Annotated in this window: 16 protein-coding genes; 7 read left to right on the top strand and 9 right to left on the bottom strand. The window is 33.6% G+C overall.

Translation table 11 applies throughout. From position 1 onward, the window contains the following. Positions 1-55 precede the first annotated feature (55 nt). The 5 genes from ABD816_RS08655 to ABD816_RS08675 form a co-directional block, all read right to left on the bottom strand. Positions 56-1015 (bottom strand): OmpA family protein, encoded by a 960-nt coding sequence (locus ABD816_RS08655; RefSeq protein ID WP_344926481.1) that lies wholly within the window; start codon positions 1013-1015, stop codon positions 56-58. A gap of 47 nt (positions 1016-1062) precedes the next feature. Continuing rightward, positions 1063-1827: an exodeoxyribonuclease III gene (locus ABD816_RS08660; protein ID WP_344926483.1), complete on the bottom strand. Its 765-nt coding sequence runs from the start codon at positions 1825-1827 to the stop codon at positions 1063-1065. Beyond that, positions 1824-4844 (bottom strand): CHAT domain-containing protein, encoded by a 3021-nt coding sequence (locus tag ABD816_RS08665; RefSeq protein ID WP_344926485.1) that lies wholly within the window; start codon positions 4842-4844, stop codon positions 1824-1826. The genes ABD816_RS08660 and ABD816_RS08665 overlap by 4 nt, the downstream gene beginning before the upstream one ends. 91 nt (positions 4845-4935) lie before the next feature. Next, a complete protein-coding gene (locus ABD816_RS08670) occupies positions 4936-5598 on the bottom strand; it encodes an ATP-binding cassette domain-containing protein (protein WP_344926487.1) in 663 nt (220 codons plus the stop codon). Continuing rightward, entirely contained in the window at positions 5595-5888 is a 294-nt protein-coding gene (locus ABD816_RS08675; RefSeq protein ID WP_344926489.1) for a hypothetical protein, read from the bottom strand. Before ABD816_RS08675 ends, ABD816_RS08670 begins: the two co-directional genes overlap by 4 nt. Positions 5889-6050: 162 nt before the next feature. Between ABD816_RS08675 and ABD816_RS08680 the strand changes: the two genes are divergently transcribed. Together ABD816_RS08680 and ABD816_RS08685 are read left to right on the top strand one after the other, a co-directional pair. Further along, a complete protein-coding gene (locus ABD816_RS08680) occupies positions 6051-9470 on the top strand; it encodes a hypothetical protein (protein WP_344926491.1) in 3420 nt (1139 codons plus the stop codon). 129 nt (positions 9471-9599) lie between these two features. Continuing rightward, positions 9600-9974, top strand: a complete 375-nt coding sequence (locus ABD816_RS08685) for a hypothetical protein (protein WP_344926493.1) — start codon at positions 9600-9602, stop codon at positions 9972-9974. A 47-nt stretch (positions 9975-10021) separates the two neighbouring features. Here the strand turns inward: ABD816_RS08685 and ABD816_RS08690 are convergent, their stop codons facing one another. Continuing rightward, positions 10022-12934, bottom strand: a complete 2913-nt coding sequence (locus tag ABD816_RS08690) for a GEVED domain-containing protein (RefSeq protein WP_344926494.1) — start codon at positions 12932-12934, stop codon at positions 10022-10024. A 278-nt stretch (positions 12935-13212) separates the two neighbouring features. Here ABD816_RS08690 and ABD816_RS08695 point away from each other — a divergent pair, with 278 nt between their 5' ends. Further along, entirely contained in the window at positions 13213-16179 is a 2967-nt protein-coding gene (locus tag ABD816_RS08695) for a proprotein convertase P-domain-containing protein (RefSeq protein WP_344926495.1), read from the top strand. Positions 16180-16251: 72 nt separating this feature from the next. Here the strand turns inward: ABD816_RS08695 and ABD816_RS08700 are convergent, their stop codons facing one another. Beyond that, positions 16252-17787: a glycine--tRNA ligase gene (locus tag ABD816_RS08700; RefSeq protein ID WP_344926496.1), complete on the bottom strand. Its 1536-nt coding sequence runs from the start codon at positions 17785-17787 to the stop codon at positions 16252-16254. 144 nt (positions 17788-17931) lie between these two features. Further along, positions 17932-18813 carry a hypothetical protein gene (locus ABD816_RS08705; protein WP_344926498.1) on the bottom strand — a complete coding sequence of 294 codons (882 nt, stop codon included), beginning with the start codon at positions 18811-18813 and terminating at the stop codon, positions 17932-17934. A gap of 158 nt (positions 18814-18971) precedes the next feature. Here ABD816_RS08705 and ABD816_RS08710 point away from each other — a divergent pair, with 158 nt between their 5' ends. Together ABD816_RS08710 and ABD816_RS08715 are read left to right on the top strand one after the other, a co-directional pair. Next, on the top strand, positions 18972-19574 hold the full coding sequence (locus tag ABD816_RS08710; RefSeq protein ID WP_344926501.1) for a ComF family protein: 603 nt from the start codon (positions 18972-18974) through the stop codon (positions 19572-19574). Positions 19575-19633: 59 nt separating this feature from the next. Then, positions 19634-21262, top strand: a complete 1629-nt coding sequence (locus ABD816_RS08715) for an Ig-like domain-containing protein (RefSeq protein WP_344926503.1) — start codon at positions 19634-19636, stop codon at positions 21260-21262. A gap of 2 nt (positions 21263-21264) precedes the next feature. On the opposite strand, the gene ABD816_RS08720 is transcribed toward ABD816_RS08715, so the two are convergent. Continuing rightward, on the bottom strand, positions 21265-22050 hold the full coding sequence (locus tag ABD816_RS08720) for an amidohydrolase (protein WP_344926505.1): 786 nt from the start codon (positions 22048-22050) through the stop codon (positions 21265-21267). Positions 22051-22337: 287 nt separating this feature from the next. On the opposite strand from ABD816_RS08720, the gene ileS reads away from it, so the two are divergent. Both ileS and ABD816_RS08730 read left to right on the top strand, forming a co-directional pair. Next, the gene (ileS, locus tag ABD816_RS08725) at positions 22338-25775 is read left to right on the top strand and encodes an isoleucine--tRNA ligase (protein WP_344926507.1); all 3438 of its coding nucleotides are present in this window, start codon (positions 22338-22340) and stop codon (positions 25773-25775) included. 6 nt (positions 25776-25781) lie between these two features. Beyond that, positions 25782-26165 carry a TraR/DksA family transcriptional regulator gene (locus tag ABD816_RS08730; RefSeq protein WP_344926509.1) on the top strand — a complete coding sequence of 128 codons (384 nt, stop codon included), beginning with the start codon at positions 25782-25784 and terminating at the stop codon, positions 26163-26165. Positions 26166-26742: the final 577 nt, after the last annotated feature.

Raw genomic sequence — 26742 nt, forward strand, 5'->3', positions numbered from 1 at the left:
GGAATAAAAAAAGCTGTCCATTGGACAGCTTTTTTTATTCCAGCTTACTTGGTTTTCATATATCATTTAACAACTTAGTAATCTCATCTAATTTAGGAGTTAAAATAACTTCTATCCTTCTATTTTTCGCTTTTCCTTCTACAGTTTCATTAGATGCAATTGGAGAAAATTCACCTCTTCCTGCTGCAGTAAGATTTTGAGCATCTATATCAGAATTTTCTACTAATAGTTTTACAATAGCAGTAGCTCGTTTTGTAGAAAGATCCCAATTTCCTTTTAAAGATGCATTACCTGTAAACGGAACATCATCCGTATGCCCTTCTATTAAGATTGCTATATCATTGTTTTCTGCCAGAACAGTCCCTAGTTGTTTTACAGCTTGTGTTCCTTGAGTTCCTATTGCCCAACTACCGGAATCAAATAAAAGTTTATTTTCCATAGAAATATACACCTTACCATCGCGCTCTTCTACGGTCAGTCCTTTTCCTTCAAAATTACGAAGCGCATTAGAAATTGCAGTTTTTAGTGCTTGCATTTTAGCATCCTTAGCAGCTATTAAACTTTCTAACTCATCCACTCGTTTAGAACGTATCGCCAAATCCTTTTCTAATTGATCGAGTCTACTTCGCTCTGTAGCTAGTATTCTTTCTTTTTCTTCAAGTTGGGATAATAATTCTCTGTTCTTTTTACTATTTGCAGCAATTGCAGCAGAACTGTTTTTGCCTAAGGCGTCATAGGAGTCTTTTAGATTTTCATAATTGGCTGATAGTGCATCATAAGTATTCTGTAATGCATCTCTCTCTGCTTTTGTCTGATCATAGCTTTCTTGAAGCTCTTTCATCGCCACACGATCCGCTTCTCTTTCTTTCTTTAAATCATTAATATCATCTTCTAATGTTCTATGTTCTCTTTTTAAACTAGCATATTTACCTTCTAGTTCGTTGTAAACTTTAGAAGAAACACAAGAAGAAACCAGTACTCCAATAATTATTACTAGGATTGTTTTCTTTATCATTTTCATATTTTTAATACCTGTCTTTAATCAACAAATTAAAATAGTTTTTATACATCTAACTCTACCATAATCGGACAATGATCGCTGTGTTTTGCCTCTGATAAAATAACTGCTCTTACTAATTTATCTTCTAATGGTTTTGCCACCATACCATAATCTAACCTCCAGCCTTTATTATTTGCTCTGGCATTAGCACGATAACTCCACCAGGAATAATTATCTGGTTCAGAATTAAAATGTCTAAAAGAATCTATAAACCCACTATCTATAAAATTACCTATCCATTCTCGCTCTTCTGGTAAAAACCCAGACACTTTTTTATTACGTACCGGATCGTGAATATCAATGGCTTTATGACAAATATTATAATCTCCTAAAATAACAAGATTAGGATATTCCTTTTTAAGCCCATTAATATATTCCTGAAAATCATCCATAAATTTAAGTTTATGGGATATTCTCTCTACATTAGTTCCACTGGGTAAGTACAGACTCATTACAGAAACACCATTAAAATCAGCTCTTATCATTCTGCCTTCAAAATCCATGTATTCAATTCCGGTTCCATATTCTATATGATCGGGTTCTGTTTTAGATAAAATAGCAACACCGCTATATCCTTTTTTTTGTGCGCTATACCAGTAATTATAGGTGTATCCAGCTTCTGCAAAAATATTTACATCTAATTGCTCTTTATTAGCTTTGATCTCTTGCAAACAAATGACATCCGGATCCGCTTTAATTAGCCAGGATATAAATTCTTTTTTTAGAGCTGCTCTGATTCCGTTTACATTATATGATATTATTTTCACTGATTTTCTGTTTTATTTATTTTAAATCTATACCATAGCAAACTTAGTAAGATAATTGCTATAATACCAAGCCCAATATACCAATATATGAATGTATAAGAATTAAAATGAATGGGGGCGGTATCTCCTATCATATAAAAACCTCCCCAATAAAAAGGCTGCGCATTGTACACGGTGGCATTATCCAAAAACTTCAATTTTGCCTGCTGTAAGGCTTTTGATTTACTCATTCCTGCTTTAATGTTCTTGTAAAAGTTTTTCATCAACTCTGGTGTTGTTTGATCAGAAACCTCCCAGTTACTTAATAACAAACTTTTAGTTCCAGCGTATTGAAATGCAGTACCCAAACTCATAATTCCCTCTCCTTTTGCGATTTTTCCCACTCCTGTGTTACAAGCACTTAGTACGGTAAGTTCTGCAGGAATATCTAAAGTAAATAACTCATGGCTATACAATAGATTATCCTCTAGTGTATCTTTACCTTTGGTAAAGAAAAGTTTAGAATTCTCCGGATGTGCATTGTCAACTACTCCATGTAAGGCAAGGTGTAAAATTTTATATTTATTTACATTGTTCTTAAAATTAGCTTCTATAGCTTCTGCTCCATAATAGTAGCTGCCATCTACAATCTCTGCAATTGCTTTAATCTCTTTACGCGTACCTGGCAAGTCATCACCAGTAGCTCTTAAAACAGACATGCTCATATTTTTTGCAGTTGCGGTAGTATTGTTCTCAGAAAAAGAAAAAGCTAAACACTCTTCTTTGTTCATAGAGGTATCTATTATATGATCGTTCTCAGAAAACAACAAAGTGGCCGAATTGGCGTAGGCAATCGCATATTTTTTTAAAAAATAAGGTTGTTCCTTAAAATTGTTTGAAGTATCAAGTTGGCTTAGTAACAACTCAAAATTAAGATGCCATAAAGAACCATCAGGAACAATGATTAATTCATCACCCACCAATTGATCTTCAACTGGAACTATGAGTTCTTTATATAATTGATATGCTGTTGTTTTATAAGCTGTAGTATTTTTACCAATGATCGCTTTCCTAAAACTAGCTATTTTTTGTGCTAGTTGAGGAGTACTCAATTCTTTTACAGTTATATTGTTTTTTGAAATTGTACATACGTAAGTAATATCCTCAGTAGAAAAAAACTCCAGCATAGTGGTATTTTTTTGAAGTTTTTGTTGGATTTTTTCTACAGAAGTCAAGGTGTTTTGATATTTTAACTGATAATATTTTGGAAATTTATTTTCAAGTATTTCAGTTAAAGAATCCTGTTTTCGAGAAACATTAAATAGTTCATTTTCATAATACAAAGTAGTGTTTACATCCTTCTCTTTATTTGAGAATTCCTTATTTAACTTTGATTTATAAAACGCTCGATCTCTCTTTAGTTCTTTTTCATAGTGTAAGGTTTCTTTAGGTAATCCCGCAAAACTTATAGCACTCGATTCTGAGAGTAACTCTTTCATTGTATTTGCCTTACTTTTTTCAAAATAGCGAAATGCAGAAATAAGAAAATTTCGATTTTTATTTAAATCATAATATAGCATGTGAGCTTCAATTGCTCCTTTATACACATCCTTTGTTCTTTTTGCAAATACTACTTTATCAGTATAATTATGTAAATTCTGACGTATCTCGTTTATAACTGAATCTGCTTTTTGATAATTCAAAATACTAAAATCAAGTTTTCTTGAATCTCCTTTTTCTTTAAACTGCTCTTTTAGAACTTTTGCTTTACCTTCTAAACTTTCTAAGAGAGTCATTAAATCAAAGAAATCATTAAAACCTACATTTTGCTGCAGACTTTTTACTGTATCTTGTTTTTGATTTGCATTGATAGCTTTATTATAATATTCTAATGCCTTATGATATTCTTCGTTTTTATAATAAGCTGATGAAGTAAAATTATACGCGATAGCAAGACGCGTATTATGTTCTCCTAAGTTAGTTTTAAATATAGTATGTGATTTTATAAAGTAATCTAAGGCCTTTTTATAATCTCCCTTTTCTAAATATACATCGCCAAAATTAGAATAAGAATGTGCGGTAAAATTATGGCTATCACCTACTAATTCCAGAATTATCGATATCCCTTTATTAAAATATGATATGGCTGTATCATACTCTTTTTTATTATGATATACCAGGCCAGCATTATGATAAGGTCCTATCAGACTTCTATGATTCTTATCATACAAGTTTGTTCTTATTGCAATTGCTTTTTGGTAATATTCCAGAGCTTTATCAAAAAAACCCATTCTTTTATGAACAATTCCTATATTGATAAAAGATGTTGAAATTTGATAATGACTACTTCCGAATAATTCATTTTTAATACTTAAGCCTTTCTCGAGGTATTGCAATGCTTTTTCTAGCTCACCTTTTTCCATAAGGATCGCTCCTACATTATTAAATCCATTTGCAGTATATTCATGTATAAGTCCTCTTAGTTCTTTAGTAATCTCTAAGTTTTTCTCGTAATATGTTAGTGCTTGATCAAAATCTTCATATTGCTCATATATCAAAGCCATTAATTCATAGCTTCTGCCAAGTGATAAGTGTTTATTTGGTAATATTGTAAGCTTTATATGAAGTCCTTTTCTGCACACTTCCAGGGCTTTTTTATAGTCATTATTTTTTAAATAATAATTCCCTATAAGATCATATGCCAAGGCTTCCAGAATAGTAGTCTCTGAACAATTTTGTCTACAAATTTCTAACGCTTTTTGAGCATTAGATCTGGATTCATCATATGCTGATATTTGTCTATGGTTTTCTCCTATTTTGATGTAACACTCAGCCACTCGTTCCCAAACATTAAAATCTTTATAAATTGACAAAGCTTTCTCAAAGCATACGATGGATTTATCAATCTCATTATCTAACAACAAAGAATTACCTTTTTGAAAATATTGAAAAGCTGCAAGAGTATCATTAGATTTTTGTGCAGATACAGAAAGGGTAATCATACAAAAAAGAAATGATCCTATGAATACTAATTTCATCTAGTAGGTTTTTAAAAGAATGACTAAGATATTCTAAAATTACAAAACAAGTAAATTCCAGAGAGTTAATCACCATACCAGAAAAAAGAAATCACGATGTAAGATATTCATAAAGCACTAAATCTTTTTTATCAAACACAGGTATCAAACCTCGATCTTTTAATAAAACATTAGTATCTGTGATACTTAGAACATCTTGATAATAATGATCTGTGATAGCAATCCCCTTGGTCTTCTTTACCGTATATAATAGTTCTTTTATCAATTCTTTATACAAGGGTTGTATCATAGAAAAAGGTTCATCCATTAATAAAAAATCGTGTTTTAGATGACATAAAAGAACTACTTCTAAATATCGTAATTCACCCAAAGAAAGTGTTCCTGCTTTTTGATTTTCAATTTTATGAATCCCTTGTGTATAAAAAATCTTATCCTGATCCTCTCCATCAGGAAAAATTATAGGGATAATGTCACGTACCTTTTTTTCTTTTGGTAAAAAAGAATCCTGAGGTAAATACCCTATTTTTTTGCTGGCAATTACATCTTTTGGATTAATTTCTTTGTTATTAATTCTGATAACAATAGAATCCGAGTCCAATATCCCAAACATACATTGTAACAATGTAGATTTTCCAGTACCATTTCTACCAAAAATACCCAGAATATCTCCTGTACTAAATTGTACACTTACATCTTCTAAGATAATTTTTTTATGAAAAGATTTGGTAAGGTTACTAATAACAAGAGTACTCATAAGATGATTTTAAACAGCGCCATAACAAAAAGTATACTCATAGCCAGAATAAGGTGGATACAAAATATTTTTGATATTAAATTCTTTTTTGTAAAACCCAGATTAGCATACAGGTAATATTCATCATTTTTAAAAACTCTAAACCCTATCAACCCTACTCCAATACCAACTGTATTAAAAAACAAAAGACTCCATAAAAACCCTGTCAATAAGCTCATAATAAGACAGAATACAATATTAAAAACGACCGCATCAAAGAAAAATTTAAAAATTGCCCGATAATAATACATGTATAAGAAGTTCGTTAAAAAACCTATACGATAAAACTAAATCTTAATTTTATCGTTATTTCTATACTTTAGAAACCTTAACTATAAACACTTGTTGCATAAATCACAATAATTTATGGGTTTTACTGCCACGCTAAGGATCAAAAAACTTTAGTTTTGTACATGATGCGGATTGTTACGGTTTTAGGTTGTATACTTTTTTTAAGTACCAGTATTGTACTGGGACAAGATACTTCTGGTAATTTCAGAAGTAAAAAAGTACGAGTAACAGATACAATTCGTATTGACTCTGTAAGTATCAATTCATTAAACTTTAAAATACTTTCAAAACTGGGTGTTCCTATAGACAGCACCTTATATAAAGTTAATTTTCAAAACGCATCTGTATCTATTTCACCTCAGATACAACTAGAGAATGATTCTATTACATTACAGTATTACAGATATCCGGATTTTTTAACTAAAACCTATTTTGAATTTGATCCTTCGATTATTGTGCAACAAGAGGGGAATTTGCAAAAGCTCTATAGCTTGTCAAAACCAATCAGTCAAAAAGAATTCACGCCTTTTGATGGGCTCACTACCAGTGGAAGCATCTCTAGAGGTGTAACAGTAGGTACGAATCAAAATACTGTACTAAATTCTGAACTGGATCTACAAATCTCCGGAAAAATAAGTGAAAACATATCTCTTCGTGCCTCTATACAAGATGCAAATGTTCCAATTCAGCAAAGCGGCTATTCTCAGAATCTGGATGAATTTGATCAGGTTTTTATAGAGTTATATTCTAAAAACTGGAATATCAGAGCGGGTGATGTACAATTACAAAACAGCACCAGTTATTTTAATAAGTTTACTAAAAATGTTCAGGGAATATCAATTAACGGAACGATACATCATCCTGACGCGCAAACCACCCTCTTTGGATCTGGAGCATTAGTAAGAGGAGTATTTACCAGAAGTCAATTTACCGGACAGGAAGGTAATCAGGGACCTTATAAATTAACCGGGCCTAATGGAGAGCTATTTATACTCATCATATCCGGGAGCGAACGCGTGTATGTAAATGGATTGTTATTAGAACGTGGTGAAAATAACGATTATATCATCGATTATAATGCTGGTGAAGTTCGTTTTAACCCTACATACCCTATAACCTCAGATATGAGGATATCCATTGAGTACCAAACTACAGATCGCAATTACTCAAGAATTATTGCCTATGGAGGAAGTACTCATGAGAGCGAAAAATTAAAAATCGGAGCTTTTGTATATTCAGAAAATGATGCGAAAAATCAATCATTACAGCAAAACCTCAGTGATACACAAAAAGAGACATTATCTAATGCCGGGGATGATCGGACACAAATGATAGCACCTTCTGCAGTACCTGATGTTTTTAGCGAAAATAAAATCCTTTATCGTCAGGATATTATTGAGGGTAGAGAAGCGTTTGTATATTCTACTGACCCTCTGGATGAGTTATTCAATGTTCGTTTTTCTCTAGTGGGCAATAATCAAGGAGATTATATTCTTGGAGAGACCAATGCAATTAGCAGAATTTTTGAATATATAACACCGATCGATGGCATATCGCAAGGTAATTATGCACCGATCGTCCAGCTGGAAGCTCCCACAAAACTACAAACTGCTGTAGTTAATGGTTCCTATATCCCTAATGAAAAAACTACTATAGGATTCGAACTGGCTGGAAGTAAAAATGATCTTAACCTGTTCTCTAATTTGGATGATAATGACAATGATGGATTCGCAGGAAGACTTCAGCTCAAACAACGTATTTTTTCTAGAGACAGTAGCTGGACAATGAATGCATTTATAGATGGAGACTACCTGCAAGATCAATTCCAAAGTATTGAGAGAGTATATAATATTGAATTTAACAGAGATTGGAATTTAAATACTCCTGCCGGAGATCAACAATTTATTACAACTGGCATAGAAATGCTACACCCTGAAAAAGGGGCTACCCGATATTCTTTTCAACATCTTAACTTCTCTGAAAACTATAACGGAAACCGACACGTATTATCTAGTCAACTGCAGCTAAACAATCTAGGCGTTGCACTAAACTCCAGTATTCTAAACAGTAAGAACTCTGATATAGATTCCAGATTTTTTAGAGCCTATGGTCATCTCACGTATAGTTTTCCTAAACATTGGATAGGAACTAAAATAGGGGTTGAAGATAACATGGAAATAAACCGAGTGGATCAGACACTCACACAGAATACACAACGATTTGCATCTTATGAACTATATACAGGAATAGGTGATAGTACTAAAATCCATGCAGAAGTAGGATATAGGCACAGAATAAATGATAGTGTCCAAAACAATTTGTTGGATAAAGTAAGTACTTCTAACACTTATTTTTTAAAGTCTAATATTCTGAATACAACCAATACTCAGTTATCTGTGTTTGCCAATTACAGGACATTAAATAATAAGGATCAAAGCCGTGAAGATGAACAATCTTTTAATTCCAGAATGTTATATAATCAACGTTTTTTTAATAGTATTATTAATTGGAATACTGTTTTTGAAACTAATAGTGGCACATTACCTCAACAGGAATTTACCTATGTTCAGGTAGATCCGGGACAAGGAACCTATACATGGATTGATTATAACGATAATGGCACTCAGGAACTCGAAGAATTCGAGATAGCTCAATTCACAGATCAGGCAACCTATCTAAGAGTTTTGTTGCCGAATCAAATTTTTATTAAAACACATCAAAACAGACTAAGCCAAATGATCACCCTAAATCCATTATCATGGTCTGGATCAAAGAATTCAACTAAAAAACTCTTGTCTCATTTTTATAACCAAGCGTCTTATATTGTAGATCGCAAAAACCTGCGTGAAGACAATTCTTTTGATATTAATCCATTTAATAAAAATGATAATGAATTGGCACTAACACTCAGTTTTAGAAACACTTTATTTTTTAATCGTGGAAAACAAAGATACACGACCTCCTATTCCTATCTTTCATCCAGTAATACAAATTTACTGGTTACAGGATTACAAGAAAATATTTTAAATAATCATCAATTCACTTTTTCACATAAAATAGCAAAAATCTGGTTGTTAGATTTAAAAAATGAATGGATAGAAACAGAAAGTATTTCAGAAAACTTCACTAATAGAAATTATCTCTTAGAAGGGTATAAGATAGAGCCAAAACTCTCTTATCTTTTATCACCGCAGACGCAATTTAGTGTTTTTTATCTATTGAATGATCAGGATAATATAACCGGAGAAGAAGCCTTATCACAACAGAAATTGGGTATTTCTTTTTCTTATGCTAATAAGCAACAGGCATCTATAGTAGGAGAATTTAATTATTTTATCAATGATTTTACAGGAAATGCTTTTTCACCGGTCGGATATCAATTGCTCAATGGATTACAACCAGGAGATAATTATACCTGGTCATTACTCGCACAAAAAAAACTTACAAAATATCTAGATCTCAATATATCTTATTTAGGTCGAAAAAGTGAAACTACCAAAACTATCCATACTGGAACAATTCAACTTAGAGCATATTTCTAGACCTCTACAAACATTATTTGTACCTTTATAAAATATAGACAAGGTGCCCTAATATATTTTATTCTGGAATTAAAAGAAGAACTCATGTTACTATAGCATTGACAGCTGAATCTTAAATTTATAAAATAAATGAAAAAGACATTGAAAATTTACGGTTTGATAATGATAACCATCTTCTTTTGTGGTTGTATCTCCTCTAAAAATACTGATAAGACAAACGATAGAAAGGATTCAGCTATTTCCCAACATATATCTCCTGAAAATATGTTGGAAAAAGGATTTTCAAAAGGTATTCTAAAAAAGAATGGCTCCAAGCGTTGTCCTTATATTCTTACTGTAGAAAAATACACGTATAGACTTGATCCCATCAATTTAAATGATTTTTTTAAAAGTAATGATGTACCAGAAAAAGTTTGGGTACAATACAGCAGTTTAAAAATGGCGAACAGATGTCCTGATGGCAGACCCGTTTCAATACGAGAAATCAAGATAAGAAATGAATGAGGTTTTGCAGAATTAGTATTATAGGTACCTGTTGAAAATTCTATAAATTAATACACGTAAAATTTAGCCGATTTTCCTGTCTGACTACTTCCTAGTCTAACAAAATAAATACCGGGAGAAACAAAAGACATATCTAGTGAATATTCAAATCTGCTACCAGCATCTTTTCGTACGGTATCAGTCAGTATTGTTTTTCCAGTAAGGGTATAAATACTAAGTCGTAGTTCCTCATCAGCATTAGAGTCACTCATCGCTATCAGAAATTGATCATTAGGTTGACTAATGACAATAAGGTTCGAATCATTATTTGTATTTTCTCCTATATCTACAAGATAATCATGTGTTGTTCCATATTCCATAGACCCACAAGCTTCATTAAGTTTTGCTCCACTATTAGACTGTGTATCTCCTGCTCTGACTCTTAATAAATGTGTCCCTACTACAGCAGTATCATCTAATATGATTACAAAACTCTGATCCGTATCAGGTTCTTCTATCACCTCATTACTGATCAATAATTCAGAATCATCAAAAAGACCATCATCATTAAAATCAATCCATAAGGAAAGTTGTTCTTTATCATCCCCGGCAAAACCAGTTTGCACCGTCAATATATACGTACCTATTGATTTATCCAGTCTTATAATATCACTAGTAAAATCTTCATACCCATCTGTACAAGGAATTTCAGTTTTAGAAATATTTGATAATGTAAAAGAAGTAACTCCATCTCTATATTGACTGCAATTAGAAGTAGGTGCACATAATTGATGCTGTACTGTACGATTAATACTATCATTAGTTACATTCTGATCTCCTGTAAGCTCAGTCCCTAAAACAAACAAGTAACTCCCGAACTCTGACATATCTGTTGTTACTGTAAAAGTATATTCTGCTGTTTCTCCTCCTTCTATAGTACCTGCAAATACTTCTTCGATAACAGCGCCATCGTTTAGTGAGTAAAATACTGGAATGTTACTTTGAGCAGATCCCCCAAAATTTTTGATCACAATAGTGATACTTTCTTCTGCTGTGAGACCTCCCCCCGTAACTGGCGAAGACAAACTGACCACACCTACATCATTAGGTAGTAGATTAAATACTTCTGTTGTCGAGCAATCATTATCCGGCATAGTATCTGTTCCCAGATTTGTCTCTGCACTTATAAAGGCACTTTCACCAATACTTAAGTCTGCTGTGGTGCTAAAAGTGAAAGAAGCAGTTTCTCCTGAACTAATTGATCCTGTAAAAATCTCGTTTACAGGTGTATCTCCATTAATAGAATAACTAACAGGAATATTACTTTGAGCAGTAGAACCAAAATTCTTTAATGTGATAGTTACAGCTTCTGAAGTAGTAAAGGCATCATCATCAGGAGCGTCAATACTTACAACTCCTACATCACTTAATATGTTTTCAGCTAACTTAAATACTCCGACAATATTTCTGGCATTATTTCCCGAATTTTCAAAATATTCCCCAATGTGCCAAAACGTTTGATCGTCACTAGGATCTACAGTTATTTGAGAATAATCTCCATATCTATAATCATTTGTTTCATTAACTGCAGTTCCTATGGCTATAGTTTCTTCTGCAAAAGTCATTGTTCCCAGTGGATCGCCTGCAAGTCTCCCGGTATATCTTATAGAAACAAAACTGTCTTCACTGGCTAGATCCGCTACTGTACCTATTGTACTATAGCCCATACCTATATTACCAAAAACATCCATTGCCATACTCGCACACCACGCACTTTTTCCATCTGGTGACGCATAGGTTCCTTCCTGATAGACGTACCAATCCTGTCCATCACCATTTTGTCTTAATTCATACCAGCGAATAGCAGAAACTCTTGCAAATTCAGAAACATTATCAATATCTATTGGGAAATTTAAAACTACAGAATTATAATCACAAAATCGTCTATAATTAGACGCATAATTAATTGCCCCTGCTAATGCATCTATACGCTGACCATCAGATCCTGGCTGAGGAAGACTACCAAAACCAAAAGGTCCGTCTCCATTTTCAAAAACAGCATCAAAAGAAGTTACATTAAGTTCTTCTGATTCAGTAATTGTTGAACTTTCAGGATCGGTCCAATTGACATCAATACTCCATAGTTTTAAGATGTCCTGATCAACACCTTCCCATCCATCATCCTGGAAATAAATAATTCGAGCATCCCCTTCCGGAGGAAGTGTTTTACCTATAGCATTAAAAGAAGCAGGGCTGTAAAACCCTCCTATTCTTGCTCCTGACAATGGAAAACCGACCATTTGTGCAGTTTCAAATCCTGCTATCATTTGTTCTCTTTCCAATACATAAACTACCTCTTGGGTCTGTTGTGAACCCTGATTTTTATTAGCCGTCACGTAATATCCATCTGACCATACAGAAAACTTAGGGTAATCAGGAAAACTACTGGTATTGAAACGATAAGTATACCAACCATCATTTACAGGATCTGGTCCTTTACAAACTGCTACCAGAAAACCATTTGGAGTATCACTAAACTGGGTGATTACGAAACGATCTGCAAAATTATCGTAAAATACAATAGGATCTCCTAAGTCTTCCCCCGGGAAAATATTCCGTAAAGAAGTTGATTCTATGAGTACATTTCCGCTACGATCATGAATGGTGAAGGCAAAATTTCTTGCACTCATATAATGATTAGGTCCTATAGCACCTGTGGGATCTGTTGGAGCAATAAAATTGGAGTTTGCTTCAAAAATTAAGGAAGGAGCAGCAGCACTTCTAAAACTATTCACTCTTTTCTGATTCTGTAACAATTCATCCTGCCCTTTAGGAAAACCTTTTCCTGGCACAACCTTATTCACATTTACTCTTCTGGGGTTAATCTCTCCAGAACGAGGTTCTTCTAACAGCAAATTTTTACCTATCAGTGGAGCAACTTCTCTCATTTCTATAGAAGTTGTTTGCATAGTAGAATGCATCGTCTCTTTCTTTTGAGAAAAGACAATAACTGAATACAACAAACAACAAAGGAAAAGTATCCTTTTCAATACCATGAGATAAAATTTAATTAACTGATATTCTGAATTTCTGTAAAAATACAATTAAACTTCAAAATATAATAACTGAAAAATGTATAATCTATTATAATAAGTACGTAAGGAACCTTCATTTCTTACAATATTATACTCTTTTTCTCAGAATATTAACTTAACTTATAGCACTAAAGGCTTTACTTTATCGAATTAAACCATCAAAAATGATATACTTATACATACGCTCATTATTATTGATGTTGGCTCTTTCTCTAATGATAGGAGTAGATAGCTATGCTCAAACTAAAAAACCAGTAAAATCAAAGAGATCTTGGACATCTTCCTCTATGCGAATCGTTCCTGCAATGTCTTCAAAATCTAAATTAATTCCAGCTTCTGATTATAAGAAAGAAGTAAAAGATGGTAGATCGTCTAAGGTAAACCCTATTATAGGTAAAGGGTCTACAGGAGATGATCCGTTAACAAAGAAGAAAAATAAATTACAACAAAAAATAAAGGGAAAAACACCTGAATTAGTGTTTGATAGCGCTATTACATCTTCAGCTCCTACAGATCCATCTATTGCAATTGGGTTGGATCATGTGATTGCTGTATTTAATACTGGATATAGAATTTTTGATAAAAGCGGAACACCCTTAACAGATCAACTAGCTGTAGAGAATATTTTTTCTTCCGGTGGTTGTTGTGATCTCACTGTATCTTATGATAATGCTGCAAACAGATGGGTAATTTCTTATTTATTTTTTAGTGGTGCTGTAGAAATTGCTGTATCTCAGGGACCTGACCCTCTTAACGATACTTGGTCTGTCTATCGATACGATGATATTTCTGATTACCAGAAACTATCAGTATGGTCAGATGCCTATTATATGACAGCGAATGTAAATAGTGCAAATGCGGATACAGAAGATGTCATTTTTGCACTGGACCGTAATGCTATGTTAGCAGGCGAAGAAACAGCTCAGATCATAGCATTCTCTTTACCCGGTATAGAAACAGGTGGAGGGTTTTACAGCCCACAAGCATTTAATGTAAGTAATGCTGTTTTACCTGCAACTGGCAATGCTCCTATCGTATATATGCAAGATGATGCGTTTACAGGAATCACAGAAGATCACCTAAAAATATGGACCGTCAATGTTGATTTTGAAACACCTGCTAATGCTACTATTTCTCAACCTGTAGAATTAGTTACCACACCTTTTGTAAGTGTTTTTAATGGAGGAAGTTTTGCCAATTTACAACAACCTAACGGAGGAGCCTTACTAGATGCATTACAAGCAACTGTTATGAATCAAGCACAATTCAGAAAATTTGACACCTATAATAGTGCTGTTTTTAGTTTTGCTGTGGATACAGATGGAAGTACAGAAGACCTCGCAGGCATACGCTGGTATGAATTAAGACAAGCTGGTGATGGGCAGCCCTGGTCTATCTATCAGGAAGGAACTTATACCTCTACAAATGGAAAACATGCATGGAATGGAAGTATGATGATGGATGATGCTGGTAATATTGCTTTGGGTTATTCTGGTATGGGAGGCACTACAGATACATTTGTCAGCTCCTATTATAGCGGAAGGTTTAGCAGTGACCCTCTAGGAACTATGAGTATCTCTGAGACATTGATAGCAGCAGGAACAGGAAATATTCCTGTGAGCGACAGTAGTGATAATAGTGGAAGATATGGTGATTATGGCAAAATGGATATTGACCCGGTTAATGATAGAACCTTTTGGCACATCAATGAATATATGAATACAGATCGAGCTAATGTAGTAGGAGTTTTTCAGATAGCACCAGACAAACAGAATGATGTAGGTATCATTAGTATTAACCTTCCGGATTCTGAAGTTTTTAGTGCTACTCAGGATATCACCGTATCTATTTTTAATTACGGAACAGATCCAGCTACCAATTTTGATGTAACTTATCAAATAGATGAAGGTACTCTGATTACAGAAACATTCACAGGCACAATAGCTTCTAATACAACCGCAGACTTTACATTTGCACAATCTGCTGATCTTTCTATAGAAGGACAAACCTATATCATTACCTCTGCTACTGACCTCGTCAATGATCAAACTAGTTTTAATGATGAAACAACAATTGAAGTAACCAACCTTTATTCTAATAATCTCGGCATCACAACCATTACCTCGCCTGCTACGGGCGAAGATCTGGGTACAGAATTAGTTACCGTTACTATACAAAATTATGGAGGAGAACCACAATCAGGTTTTGATATTTCTTATCGTATTGATGGAGGCACTCCTGTTATAGAAACCTTTTCTGGAACCATAGACCCTATTAGCTCCAGTTCATATACCTTTAGCACACCAGCAGATCTGTCAGTTCCAGAATTTTATGAAATTACTGCTACAACCCTACTTGCCAGCGATGCAGTTCCCGATAATGATAGCGCCACGATTGCAGTAGAAAATCAAGCTTGTCAATCCTTTACAAACAATACTCCTCAAAGCATAGGCACAGGTGCAGGTGATTCTGCTACTTCTATTATTACTATTGAAAATGATTTTGTACTAACCGATGTTAATGTTGGTATAAATATAGAACACACGTATACTGAAGACCTTACCATAACACTGATCGCACCAGATGGCATTACAGAAGTACAATTATCTTCTGAAAATGGAGGAGCTTCTGATAACTATACAAACACAATTTTTGACGATGAAGCAACTGAATCCATTACAGATGGCAGTGCTCCTTTTACAGGGTCATTTACTCCAGAAGAAAATTTAGGAAACTTAGATGGCTCATCTTCTTTAGGAGACTGGACTCTATTTATTGAAGATGGCTTTAATCAGGATGGAGGGCAACTGCTAGATTGGACTCTTCAGCTTTGCGATGGCAACCCGGTTCTCGCTGTAGTAGGTGAAGATTTTGAAGAATCTTCAGAATTACTTATTATTGATAAAGGTAATAATCAATATGATATTAGTTTTTTAACTACAGAAATCACTGAAATGTTAGATTTACAGGTGTACAATGCTATGGGTCAAAAAGTATTACATCAAACTTTACAAAATAAAGATGGGGGCTATACTTATCAGTTAGATATGTCTTATGCTGCTACTGGTATCTACATCGTAGCACTTACTAATGGATCCAATGCGCAAGTAGGAAAAATTTTAAAACGATAACTCAATGGATTTAAAATAAAAAGCACCGGTAAAAACTTACCAGTGCTTTTATAGTATCAATATGTCGTTTTTTTATTTTAACCAATATTCTGCATCTACTTTTTCTGAGATCATAGATTTAAGTGCTGCAATAGGTACACGCTTTTGCTCCATTGTATCTCTATCTCTTATCGTTACTGACTCATCATTTAATGTATCATGATCTACTGTAATACAAAACGGGGTACCATTAGCATCCTGTCTTCTATACCGTCGTCCTATGGCATCCTTTTCATCATAAATAACATTAAATTTCCATTTTAACTCTTCTACAATTTTCTGTGCAACCTCTGGCAATCCATCCTTTTTCACTAATGGTAAGATCGCTGCTTTTACAGGTGCAACCACCGCAGGTAACTTTAATACTACCCTACTGGAACCATCAGCTAATTCTTCATTCTGTAGTGCTGTAGAAAATATAGATAAGAACATTCTATCTAATCCAACAGATGTTTCTACAACATAGGGTACGTAATTCTCTTTTAACTCCGGGTCAAAAAACTGTAATTTTTTACCAGAGTGTTCTTCGTGAGCTTTTAAATCAAAATCGGTTCTGGAATGAATCCCTTCTAACTCTTTAAAACCGAATGGAAAATTGAATTCTATATCAGCGGCAGCATTTGCATAATGTGCCAATTTATCGTGATCGTGAAAACGATAATTTTCTGCTCCAAGACCTAGCGATAAATGCCAGTTGAGACGTGTTTCTTTCCAATACTCATACCACTTCATTTCTTCTCCCGGACGCACAAAAAATTGCATTTCCATTTGTTCAAATTCTCGCATTCTGAAGATAAACTGACGCGCTACAATTTCATTTCTAAATGCTTTTCCGGTTTGCGCAATCCCAAAAGGAATTTTCATACGTCCTGTTTTCTGAACATTCAAAAAATTCACGAAAATACCTTGTGCCGTCTCTGGTCTCAAGTATAAATCCATTGCAGTATCAGCAGAAGCACCCAATTTTGTGCCAAACATAAGATTAAACTGACGTACTTCTGTCCAGTTTTTAGACCCTGTATCCGGATCTGCAATTCCTAATTCTTCTATCAGCACCTTTACAGAATCCAGATCTTCATCTTCAAGATACGATGCTAAACGTTTCAATACGGATTGTTGTGTATCCAGGTACTTAACCACTCTGGAGTTTGTAGCTATAAATTCTTCTTCATTAAAAGCTTCGCCAAAACGTTTTTTTGCTTTTACAATTTCTTTTTGAGCCTTTTGATACTGTTTTTCTGCATAATCTTCTATAAGAACATCAGCTCTGTATCTTTTTTTAGAATCTTTATTATCTATCAGCGGATCATTAAAAGCATCCACATGACCAGAAGCTTTCCAAGTTGTAGGATGCATTAATATTGCGGCATCCAGCCCAACGATATTTTGGTGCATGTACACCATACTCTTCCACCAATAATCACGTATATTTTTCTTGAGTTCTGCCCCGTTTTGTCCATAATCATATACCGCACTTAACCCATCATAGATCTCACTAGAACCAAATATATACCCATACTCCTTAGCATGAGCTATCACTTTTTTAAATTTATCTTCTTGATTTGCCATGGCGCAAAAATAAATGAATTTACAAGAATTGAAAAAGTATTACTTCAAAATGATAAAGAAATAATGTAAAGAAATGATTAGATACAAAAAAACCACCATAAAGATTAGTCTCTATGGTGGTTTCACTATTATATGAATGAGAATTTACTTTAATTCAAACTGCGTATTGGCAATCATTTTTGGTCCTGAAAACAGGTTCACGATATAATTCCCTTCTACTAATTCTGCTTGTGCTGCATCAACTAATACACAAACATCTAATGCATCATTTTCGTAGAATACTTTATTACGACCACTATAAGTAAGTACGGCATCATCAAAATTTACTGAAATTTTGTCTCCTATCAGGTTATTTTGTGGGTTGATTACCTGAACAAATAATTCTTTGTCTCCTTTTTCTGTTAATTTATTAGGAGATAAAGTAAAGCAAACTCTTACTTTTTCTGCTCTACTGGATCTTGCAGTTGTTGTTATTTTACCACTACTTTTCACACGTACACCTTCTGCTCTAATATTAGATGCAGTTAATGCAGAACCTCTTTCTACGATTCCAGCCAATTTCTCATTTTGAGTAGCCAGAGAATCCGAGAATACAATTCGCTCACTTAAAGCAGTAGAGGTACTATCTAAATCCGTAGTCAGTTGTGCATTCTGTGTTGTTAAACTGTCTGCCAGTCTGAACAATCGCTCACGCTCTTTTTTCAATTTACCAACCTCTTTTCTATACCTGATAATTAAAGATACATTTGCATCAAAATCCTTTAGACTATCTAACAATACAACTACTCTTTGTTTTTCCTTAAGTAGATGATCATCCATTACCTCATTTAAAGCAATTGCGTTATCATACTTTGTAATTAACTCTCCTAATTCACTTTCAATAAGATCTTTTTCTTGTTGCAATTGTGCTTTTTCACGTTTTTCTTCGTTAAAAATTTTATACGTGTAAATCCCGAGAATTAATAATAACGCTCCGAGAACCCCTATTAAAATTTTGAGGGTTAAGTTATTTTTTTGAGTTGTCATAATAAATTTCTAATTTTTGATGGTTATTTTTAAAACAGTAAATTTAGTTAAATATAATGATTATTGTTAATTCATTTTAAATGTTAAAAGACTTAATTTATTTATTTTACCCAATATATTGTGCCGCTTGTGACAAACCTCTCTATAAAAACGAAAGGATGCTTTGTACACGATGCCGACACAAGCTTCCTCTGGGTAATTTTCATAAGGTAAACGCCAAAAAGATCGAAAAAGTATTTTACGGACGTGCCAAAATTGAAAATATCACCTCTTTATTCGTGTTTGAGAAGGAGGGTTTAGTCCAAAATCTAATACATAATCTCAAGTATAGAGGACAGGAAGAAATAGGGTTTGAATTAGGTAACTGGCTAGGCGAAGAACTTAGTCAAATACCTGCTTACCAGTCTATTGATATTGTTATCCCAGTACCATTACATCGGATTAGATTACGCGAAAGAGGCTTTAATCAAGTAGAAAAATTCGGGCAGGAAATTGCTAAAAAAATTGAAGCTGAATACATTGATTTTGTTTTGAAAAAAAATTCCTACAATAAAAAACAATCAAAACATGGTAGATTTACGCGATGGATAAATACTTCTGAAACATTTGGAACAGAAAACGAGTCCTTATTAGTAGACAAGCATATTTTGATAGTGGATGATATTGTGACAACGGGAGCTACCTTAGAAGCCTGCATACATGAATTAAAATCCATATCTGGTATTAAAATAAGTATTGCTTCTATGGCGATGACTATATAGATTTTTTGTTTATTGTAAATAGTCGTTTCTTTGTGTTTTTAAAAATTGTTACGCATCATATGTATAAACGATCCAATACTATATTACTTACTATTTTCTCTTTTATGCTCATCCTGAGTTGCGCTAAAAAAGGTAGTATAACGGGTGGAGAAAAAGATGAAATTCCACCTGTATTCATTAAAGCAATGCCTCCTAATTTTTCTACTAATTTTAATGCAAAAGAAATACGAATCTATTTTGATGAGTTTATAAAGTTAAATGATGCCCAAAAACAAATTATCGTATCACCTCCTATGGATCCTAAACCCATAATTACACCATTAGGTGGTACCAGTAAATATGTAAAAATAGAGTTTCTAGATACTTTACTTGAAAATACTACTTATAGTATCAATTTTGGTGAAAGCATTGTAGATAACAACGAAGGTAATCCAACTCCATACTTTAGATACGTTTTTTCAACCGGAAACTTTTTGGACTCACTTAGCATACAAGGAACCGTTAGTGATGCTTTAGAAAAAGAGACTGAGGACTTCATAACCGTTGCATTATATGAAGTCAACGAAGAATATTCTGATTCTATTGTTTACAAAGAAGTTCCCAGATATATTACTAGTACATTAGATAGCATTAATTTTAATATTGATAATATAAAAGAAGGCACCTATAAATTAATTGCTATAAAAGATGCATCACTTAATTACAAATATGATGCAAAACAGGATAAAATTGGGTTTTATGAAGAAATTGTAACCTTACCAGCTGATACTGCAAAGGCATTTAAAGTGAATCTTTTTAAGGAATTACTTGATTTTATACCAGCAAAACCAAAGCAGGTTTCTAAAAATGAACTAATTTTTGGATATGAAGGTGTAGCTGACTCTGTAAATATCCATTTATTAAGTACTGTTCCCGATAGTGTGGTTCCAGAAAATTACACAACTAGAATACTAAAGGATAAAGAAAAAGATACATTGCACTATTGGTTCAAACCTCCTTTTGAAGCAGATACTTTAATTTTTGAAATTACCTCAGCAAAAAAATCCAGAGATACCGTAATTACACGATTAAAGGATCAATATAAAGACTCTTTACTTGTGAAAAGTAATATAAGTGGCAATCTGGCTTTTAATAAAAATTTTATTCTTTCTGCCAATACGCCTCTGGATTCTATAAATGAAAAATTAATAGAGTTTACGGATAAAGATACCCTTGCAGTTCCTTTTTCTATTCAATTAGATACCTTAGAAAATGAAGTTACTTTTACCTTTGAAAGAACAGAGAGCAATACTTACAAAGTTCAATTACTACCAGAAGCTATCAAAGATTTCATCGGCAATGTAAATGATACTATTAATTTTAACTTTAGAACTAAAAAGTTAGCAGATTATGGCACTATTTTCCTTACTCTGGAAAATGTTAAAGAATACCCAGTATTAGTAGAACTTACTTCTGAAAAAGGGGAACTAGTGACAAAAAAAAATGTACAAAATGCAGAAGTAATTGTTTTTGACAATTTAGAGCCTGCTAAATACAATATCAGAGTCATTTTAGATGCTAATAAAAACGGCATATGGGACACTGGTAATTTTTTACAAGTACTGCAGCCGGAAAAAATCATATATTTCCCCGAACTTATTGAAGTACGCTCTAATTGGGAACTTAAACAGACCTTCACTTTAGAATAGCTTTATAAAAAATCAAAGCGATCTGCATCATTGAGAAAGCCTAATCTTTTTCGGATTTTTTGAATATGTGAATGATTTAAAACCGCATACAAAATGCTTTCTTTCTCTAATGAGTTTTCTTCTAAAATAGTATTTCCCAAAACATCATACACTCCAGAATGTCCATTGTACTCATATCCATTACCATCTAAACCTACACGATTAACACCAATACAATAGCTCATATTTTCAATAGCTCTTGCTTTTAATAATGTATCCCAGGCCTGTATTCTCTTTTTTGGCCAGCTTGCTACATATAATAATATATCGTAGGCTTCAGTATTTCTTGCCCACACCGGAAATCTAAGATCATAGCACACCTGTGGTTTGATTTTCCACCCTTTATACTCAATTATTACACGATCCTGTCCTGCCGTATACGTTTCTTCTTCTCTGGCTAAGGTAAAAAGTTGATGTTTATCATAATAATATAATCTGCCATGTTCTTCAACAAATATAAACCGGTTATAAAATTTGTTTTCTTCTCTAATCACTATACTACCACATACTGCACAATTTTTTTTTACCGCCATCTTTTTCATCCATTCTATCGTTTCTCCGTCCATACTTTCACAAACTTTTACCGCATTCATAGTAAACCCTGTGGTAAACATTTCTGGTAAAATAATTACATCTACTTCAGGGAAAATCGCATTTGTGTTTTCTTCAAAAACCGCTCGGTTTTGAACAGGATTCTCCCATGCGATATGAGATTGAATGAGTGCCAAATTCAATGTTTCTTTTATCATATCAAATTTTTATATTTCATATTCTTTTCTACCCAAGGTACTTATCAAAACAGACCCACTATTTCTATTTTTCATAAATTAGTTTGATTTCTTACAAATTTAAACATTTAATAAGGTCACTTTTTAATTTTATACTTACTACAAAACAAGCATTATTATTTAAGAAATACGAGACCCAAAAGATTTCCTAATACTAAGGTGCATCTAATTATATGTATTCTCGATAAACCCTCGGCATTTTTCCAGAAAATCCTTATTTTCGCAGACTTAATAGAAAGAACGATCCCATGAGCACTAAGTTTCCTGAATATAAAGGACTTGACCTGCCAAAAGTAGCAGATGACATACTTGATTTCTGGCAACAGCAGGATATTTTTGAAAAGAGTATCACAGAAAGAGAAGGTGCAACACCTTTTGTATTTTTTGAAGGACCTCCATCTGCTAATGGACTTCCTGGAATTCACCATGTAATGGCGCGAGCTATTAAGGATATTTTTTGTCGGTATAAAACTCAAAAAGGATTTCAGGTAAAAAGAAAAGCCGGATGGGATACTCATGGACTCCCTGTAGAATTAGGAGTAGAAAAAGAATTAGGAATTACTAAAGAGGATATCGGTACAAAAATTTCTGTAGAAGAGTATAATGAAGCCTGTAAAAAGGCGGTCATGCGTTATACAGATATCTGGAACGATCTAACTCAGAAAATAGGATATTGGGTCGACATGGAAGATCCATACGTCACCTACAAGCCAAAATACATGGAAACGGTATGGTGGTTATTAAAACAAATTTACGACAAAGGGTTATTATACAAAGGATATACCATACAGCCCTATTCTCCTAAGGCAGGAACTGGATTAAGTTCACACGAAGTAAATCAGCCTGGCGCGTATCAGGATGTTACGGATACAACTGTAGTGGCTCAGTTTAAAAGCCCTCTTACGACTAAAGATGAAACCAGAAACTCTGTAGAGAAAGCCTTTAAAATTTCTATTTCAGAAAAGTCTGGAGACGCTTATTTTCTTGCCTGGACGACTACCCCGTGGACGTTACCCTCTAATACAGCATTGACTGTAGGGCCAAAAATTGAGTATGTTTTAGTGAAGACTTTTAATCAATATACTTTTGAACCCACTCATGTAATTCTTGCTAAAAACTTAGTAGGAAAGCAATTTACAGGAAAGTTTGTCGAAGTAACACATGAAGATGCTATAAATGATTACAAACAAGGGGATAAAAAGATACCCTTTATTATTTTAGCAACATGTAAGGGTTCCGATCTCTTAGAAATACGATATGAGCAATTAATTGACTATGTTCAGCCTAATGACCATCCAGAAAATGCATTCAGAGTAATTGCTGGCGATTTTGTAACTACAGAAGATGGTACCGGTATTGTGCACACAGCTCCTACTTTTGGTGCAGATGATGCTATGGTTGCTAAACAGGCAAAACCCGAAGTACCACCAATGCTCGTTAAAGATGAAGATGATAATCTGGTTCCTCTGGTTGATCTGCAAGGTAAATTCACCAAACACGTAGGTGAATTTGCTGGTAAATATGTTAAAAATGAATACTATACTGATGGTAGTGCTCCTGAGAAATCAATAGATGTAGAAATTGCTATTAAATTAAAGACAGAAAATAAAGCCTTCAAGGTTGAAAAATATGTCCATAGCTATCCTCATTGTTGGCGTACCGATAAACCAGTACTCTATTATCCATTAGACTCTTGGTTTATAAAGGTAACTGATTTTAAGGATCGTATGCACGAACTTAATCTGGGAATTAATTGGAAACCAAAATCTACGGGTGAAGGGCGTTTTGGAAATTGGCTTGCTAATGCTAATGATTGGAACCTATCGCGTTCTCGTTTTTGGGGAATTCCATTGCCTATCTGGCGTACTGAAGATGGTAAAGAAGAAATCATGATCGGTTCTGTAAAAGAGCTCAAAGGTGAAATGGAAAAAGCAGTAGCTGCCGGAATTCTGGAAGCTGATATTTTTGCTGATTTTATCGTAGGTGATATGAGTGAAGAGAACTATGATCTAATTGATCTCCATAAAAATGTGGTAGATACAATAACCTTAGTTTCCCCATCAGGAAAACCAATGAAAAGAGAGAGCGACCTGATTGATGTCTGGTTTGACTCTGGATCTATGCCATATGCGCAATGGCATTATCCATTCGAGAATAAAGAAAAAGTTGAATCAGGAGAGAAAAAAGCTGATTTTATAGCAGAAGGAGTAGATCAAACTCGAGGTTGGTTCTATACCTTACACGCGATTGCTACTATGATTTTTGATGATGTTGCCTACAAAAATGTAGTTTCTAACGGACTTGTACTCGATAAGAATGGACAGAAAATGTCTAAACGTTTGGGCAACGCAGCAGATCCGTTTGATACATTAAAAGCCTATGGTCCTGATGCTACCAGATGGTACATGATCAGCAATGCTAATCCATGGGACAATCTAAAATTTGACATCGAAGGGATTGCAGAAGTGCGCCGTAAGTTTTTTGGAACATTGTATAACACCTATTCATTTTTTACGCTGTATGCAAATATTGATAGTTTCACATATGCAGAAGACAATATTCCGCTAGCAGAACGTCCAGAAATAGATAGATGGATTCTTAGCGAATTACATACACTGATTAAAAGTGTGGATGAATATTACAATGAGTATGAACCTACTAAGGCGACTCGGGCTATTTCTGATTTTGTACAGGAAAATTTAAGTAATTGGTTTGTTCGTCTAAGTAGAAGAAGATTCTGGAAAGGAGATTATCAAAAAGATAAAATATCAGCATATCAGACATTATATACTTGTATGTTAACGATTGCAAAATTAGGAGCTCCTGTAGCACCCTTTTTTATGGATCGTCTTTATAAAGATTTAGTATCTAATTCTGCAAAAAAATCATCAGAAAGTGTTCATTTAGCACTGTTTCCAGAATATGATTCCTCTTTTGTGGATAAGGCATTAGAGCATAAAATGCAGAAAGCACAAATTATATGTTCATTAGTACTTTCATTACGTCAAAAAGAGAAAATAAAAGTCAGGCAACCATTACAGCGAATTATGATACCAGTATTGAACGATACTGAAAAAACTGAAATTAATGATATTGCTGCTTTAATCAAATCTGAGGTAAACGTGAAGGAAATAGAGCTTATTGATGACGCATCTGGTATACTGGTTAAACAAATTAAGCCTAATTTTAAAAATTTAGGTCCACGTTTTGGAAAGGACATGAAACTGATAGCCAATAAGATACAATCTTTTGACCAAAATGTTATTAAAATTCTTGAACAAACTGGTAGTTTTGATATAGAAATTAATGATAAAATTATTACTTTAGGTACTGATGATGTAGAGATCAGCTCTCAAGATATTGAAGGTTGGTTAGTTGCTAATTCTGGTTCCCTGACTGTAGCCCTGGATATAACAATGACTCCTGAGCTCAAAAAAGAAGGTATCGCAAGAGAGCTTGTAAATAGAATTCAAAATATTCGTAAAGATAGTGGATTAGAGGTGACAGACCGCATCGGAATTATAATTGAGGAAAATGAAATTATACAAGAGGCAGTGGCAACTAATGAAGTTTATATTAAAAATGAAACTTTAACCGAAACCATCGATTTTGCAAAAAATATAATAAATGGAACGGAAATTGCGTTTGACGACATTGCAACACAGTTGATAATAAATAAACAATAAGAAAGTATGGCAGAAGATATAAAAGTAAGGTATAGCGATGCTGATTTAGCAAAATTCAAGGTAATCATCCTTGAGAAGATCGAGAAAGCTAATAAAGATTTAGAATTGCTACAAAGTGCTTATAAAAATGATGGAAACAATGGTACTGATGATACCTCTCCCACATTTAAAGCATTCGAAGAAGGAAGTGAAACCATGTCTAAAGAAGCAAATACACAACTTGCGATTAGACAGGAAAAATTTGTACGAGATTTAAAGAATGCCATGTTACGTATTGAGAATAAAACATACGGTGTATGTCGCGTAACTGGTAAACTTATTAATCCAGAACGATTGAAGTTAGTTCCGCATGCAACGCTTAGTATTGAAGCTAAGAATATGCAGAGCTAGCTAATTCTATCTAAACAAAAGAAAAATCGTTTCATTTTTAAATGAAACGATTTTTCTTTTTTGGGGTAATTTGTTTCTATATGGATAAATTAAATACTCTCTTCAGTTGGCAGATTTGGGTCTTTTAACTAATGTCCACACACTTAATTTAATCCCTGATCTATTAAAAATGAATGGCTATCTTATTATCGTCATAATAGTCAGAACAAAACTTTTTAAAAGCATCAGTGTTTTTTAACAACAATACTAATATATAAATAAAAAAGATTAAATGCAAATAAATTCGATGAAATACACAAATTAATGTAAAATCAGTATATATACTCTTATTTGTCTGAATCAAGGTAGTAAAATGATCACTTGATTTTAATAAAGTATCTAAAAACAGTCCTATTAAGAAAACATAAAATTAAGCACATACGTACCTACCTGTGTGTTTACTATTTTTATAATTGAGTTTTTTATCTTAAAATTCATTTTAATTAGGTAGTTAAACAAAAGAAAATCGTTTCATTAAAATGAAACGATTTTCTTTTTTTGGGGCAATTCCTTTCTGGTTGGGCAAATTGAGTACTCT

Source organism: Aquimarina addita (genome assembly GCF_039539305.1).
In the GTDB taxonomy this organism is placed as follows: Bacteria; Bacteroidota; Bacteroidia; order Flavobacteriales; family Flavobacteriaceae; genus Aquimarina; species Aquimarina addita.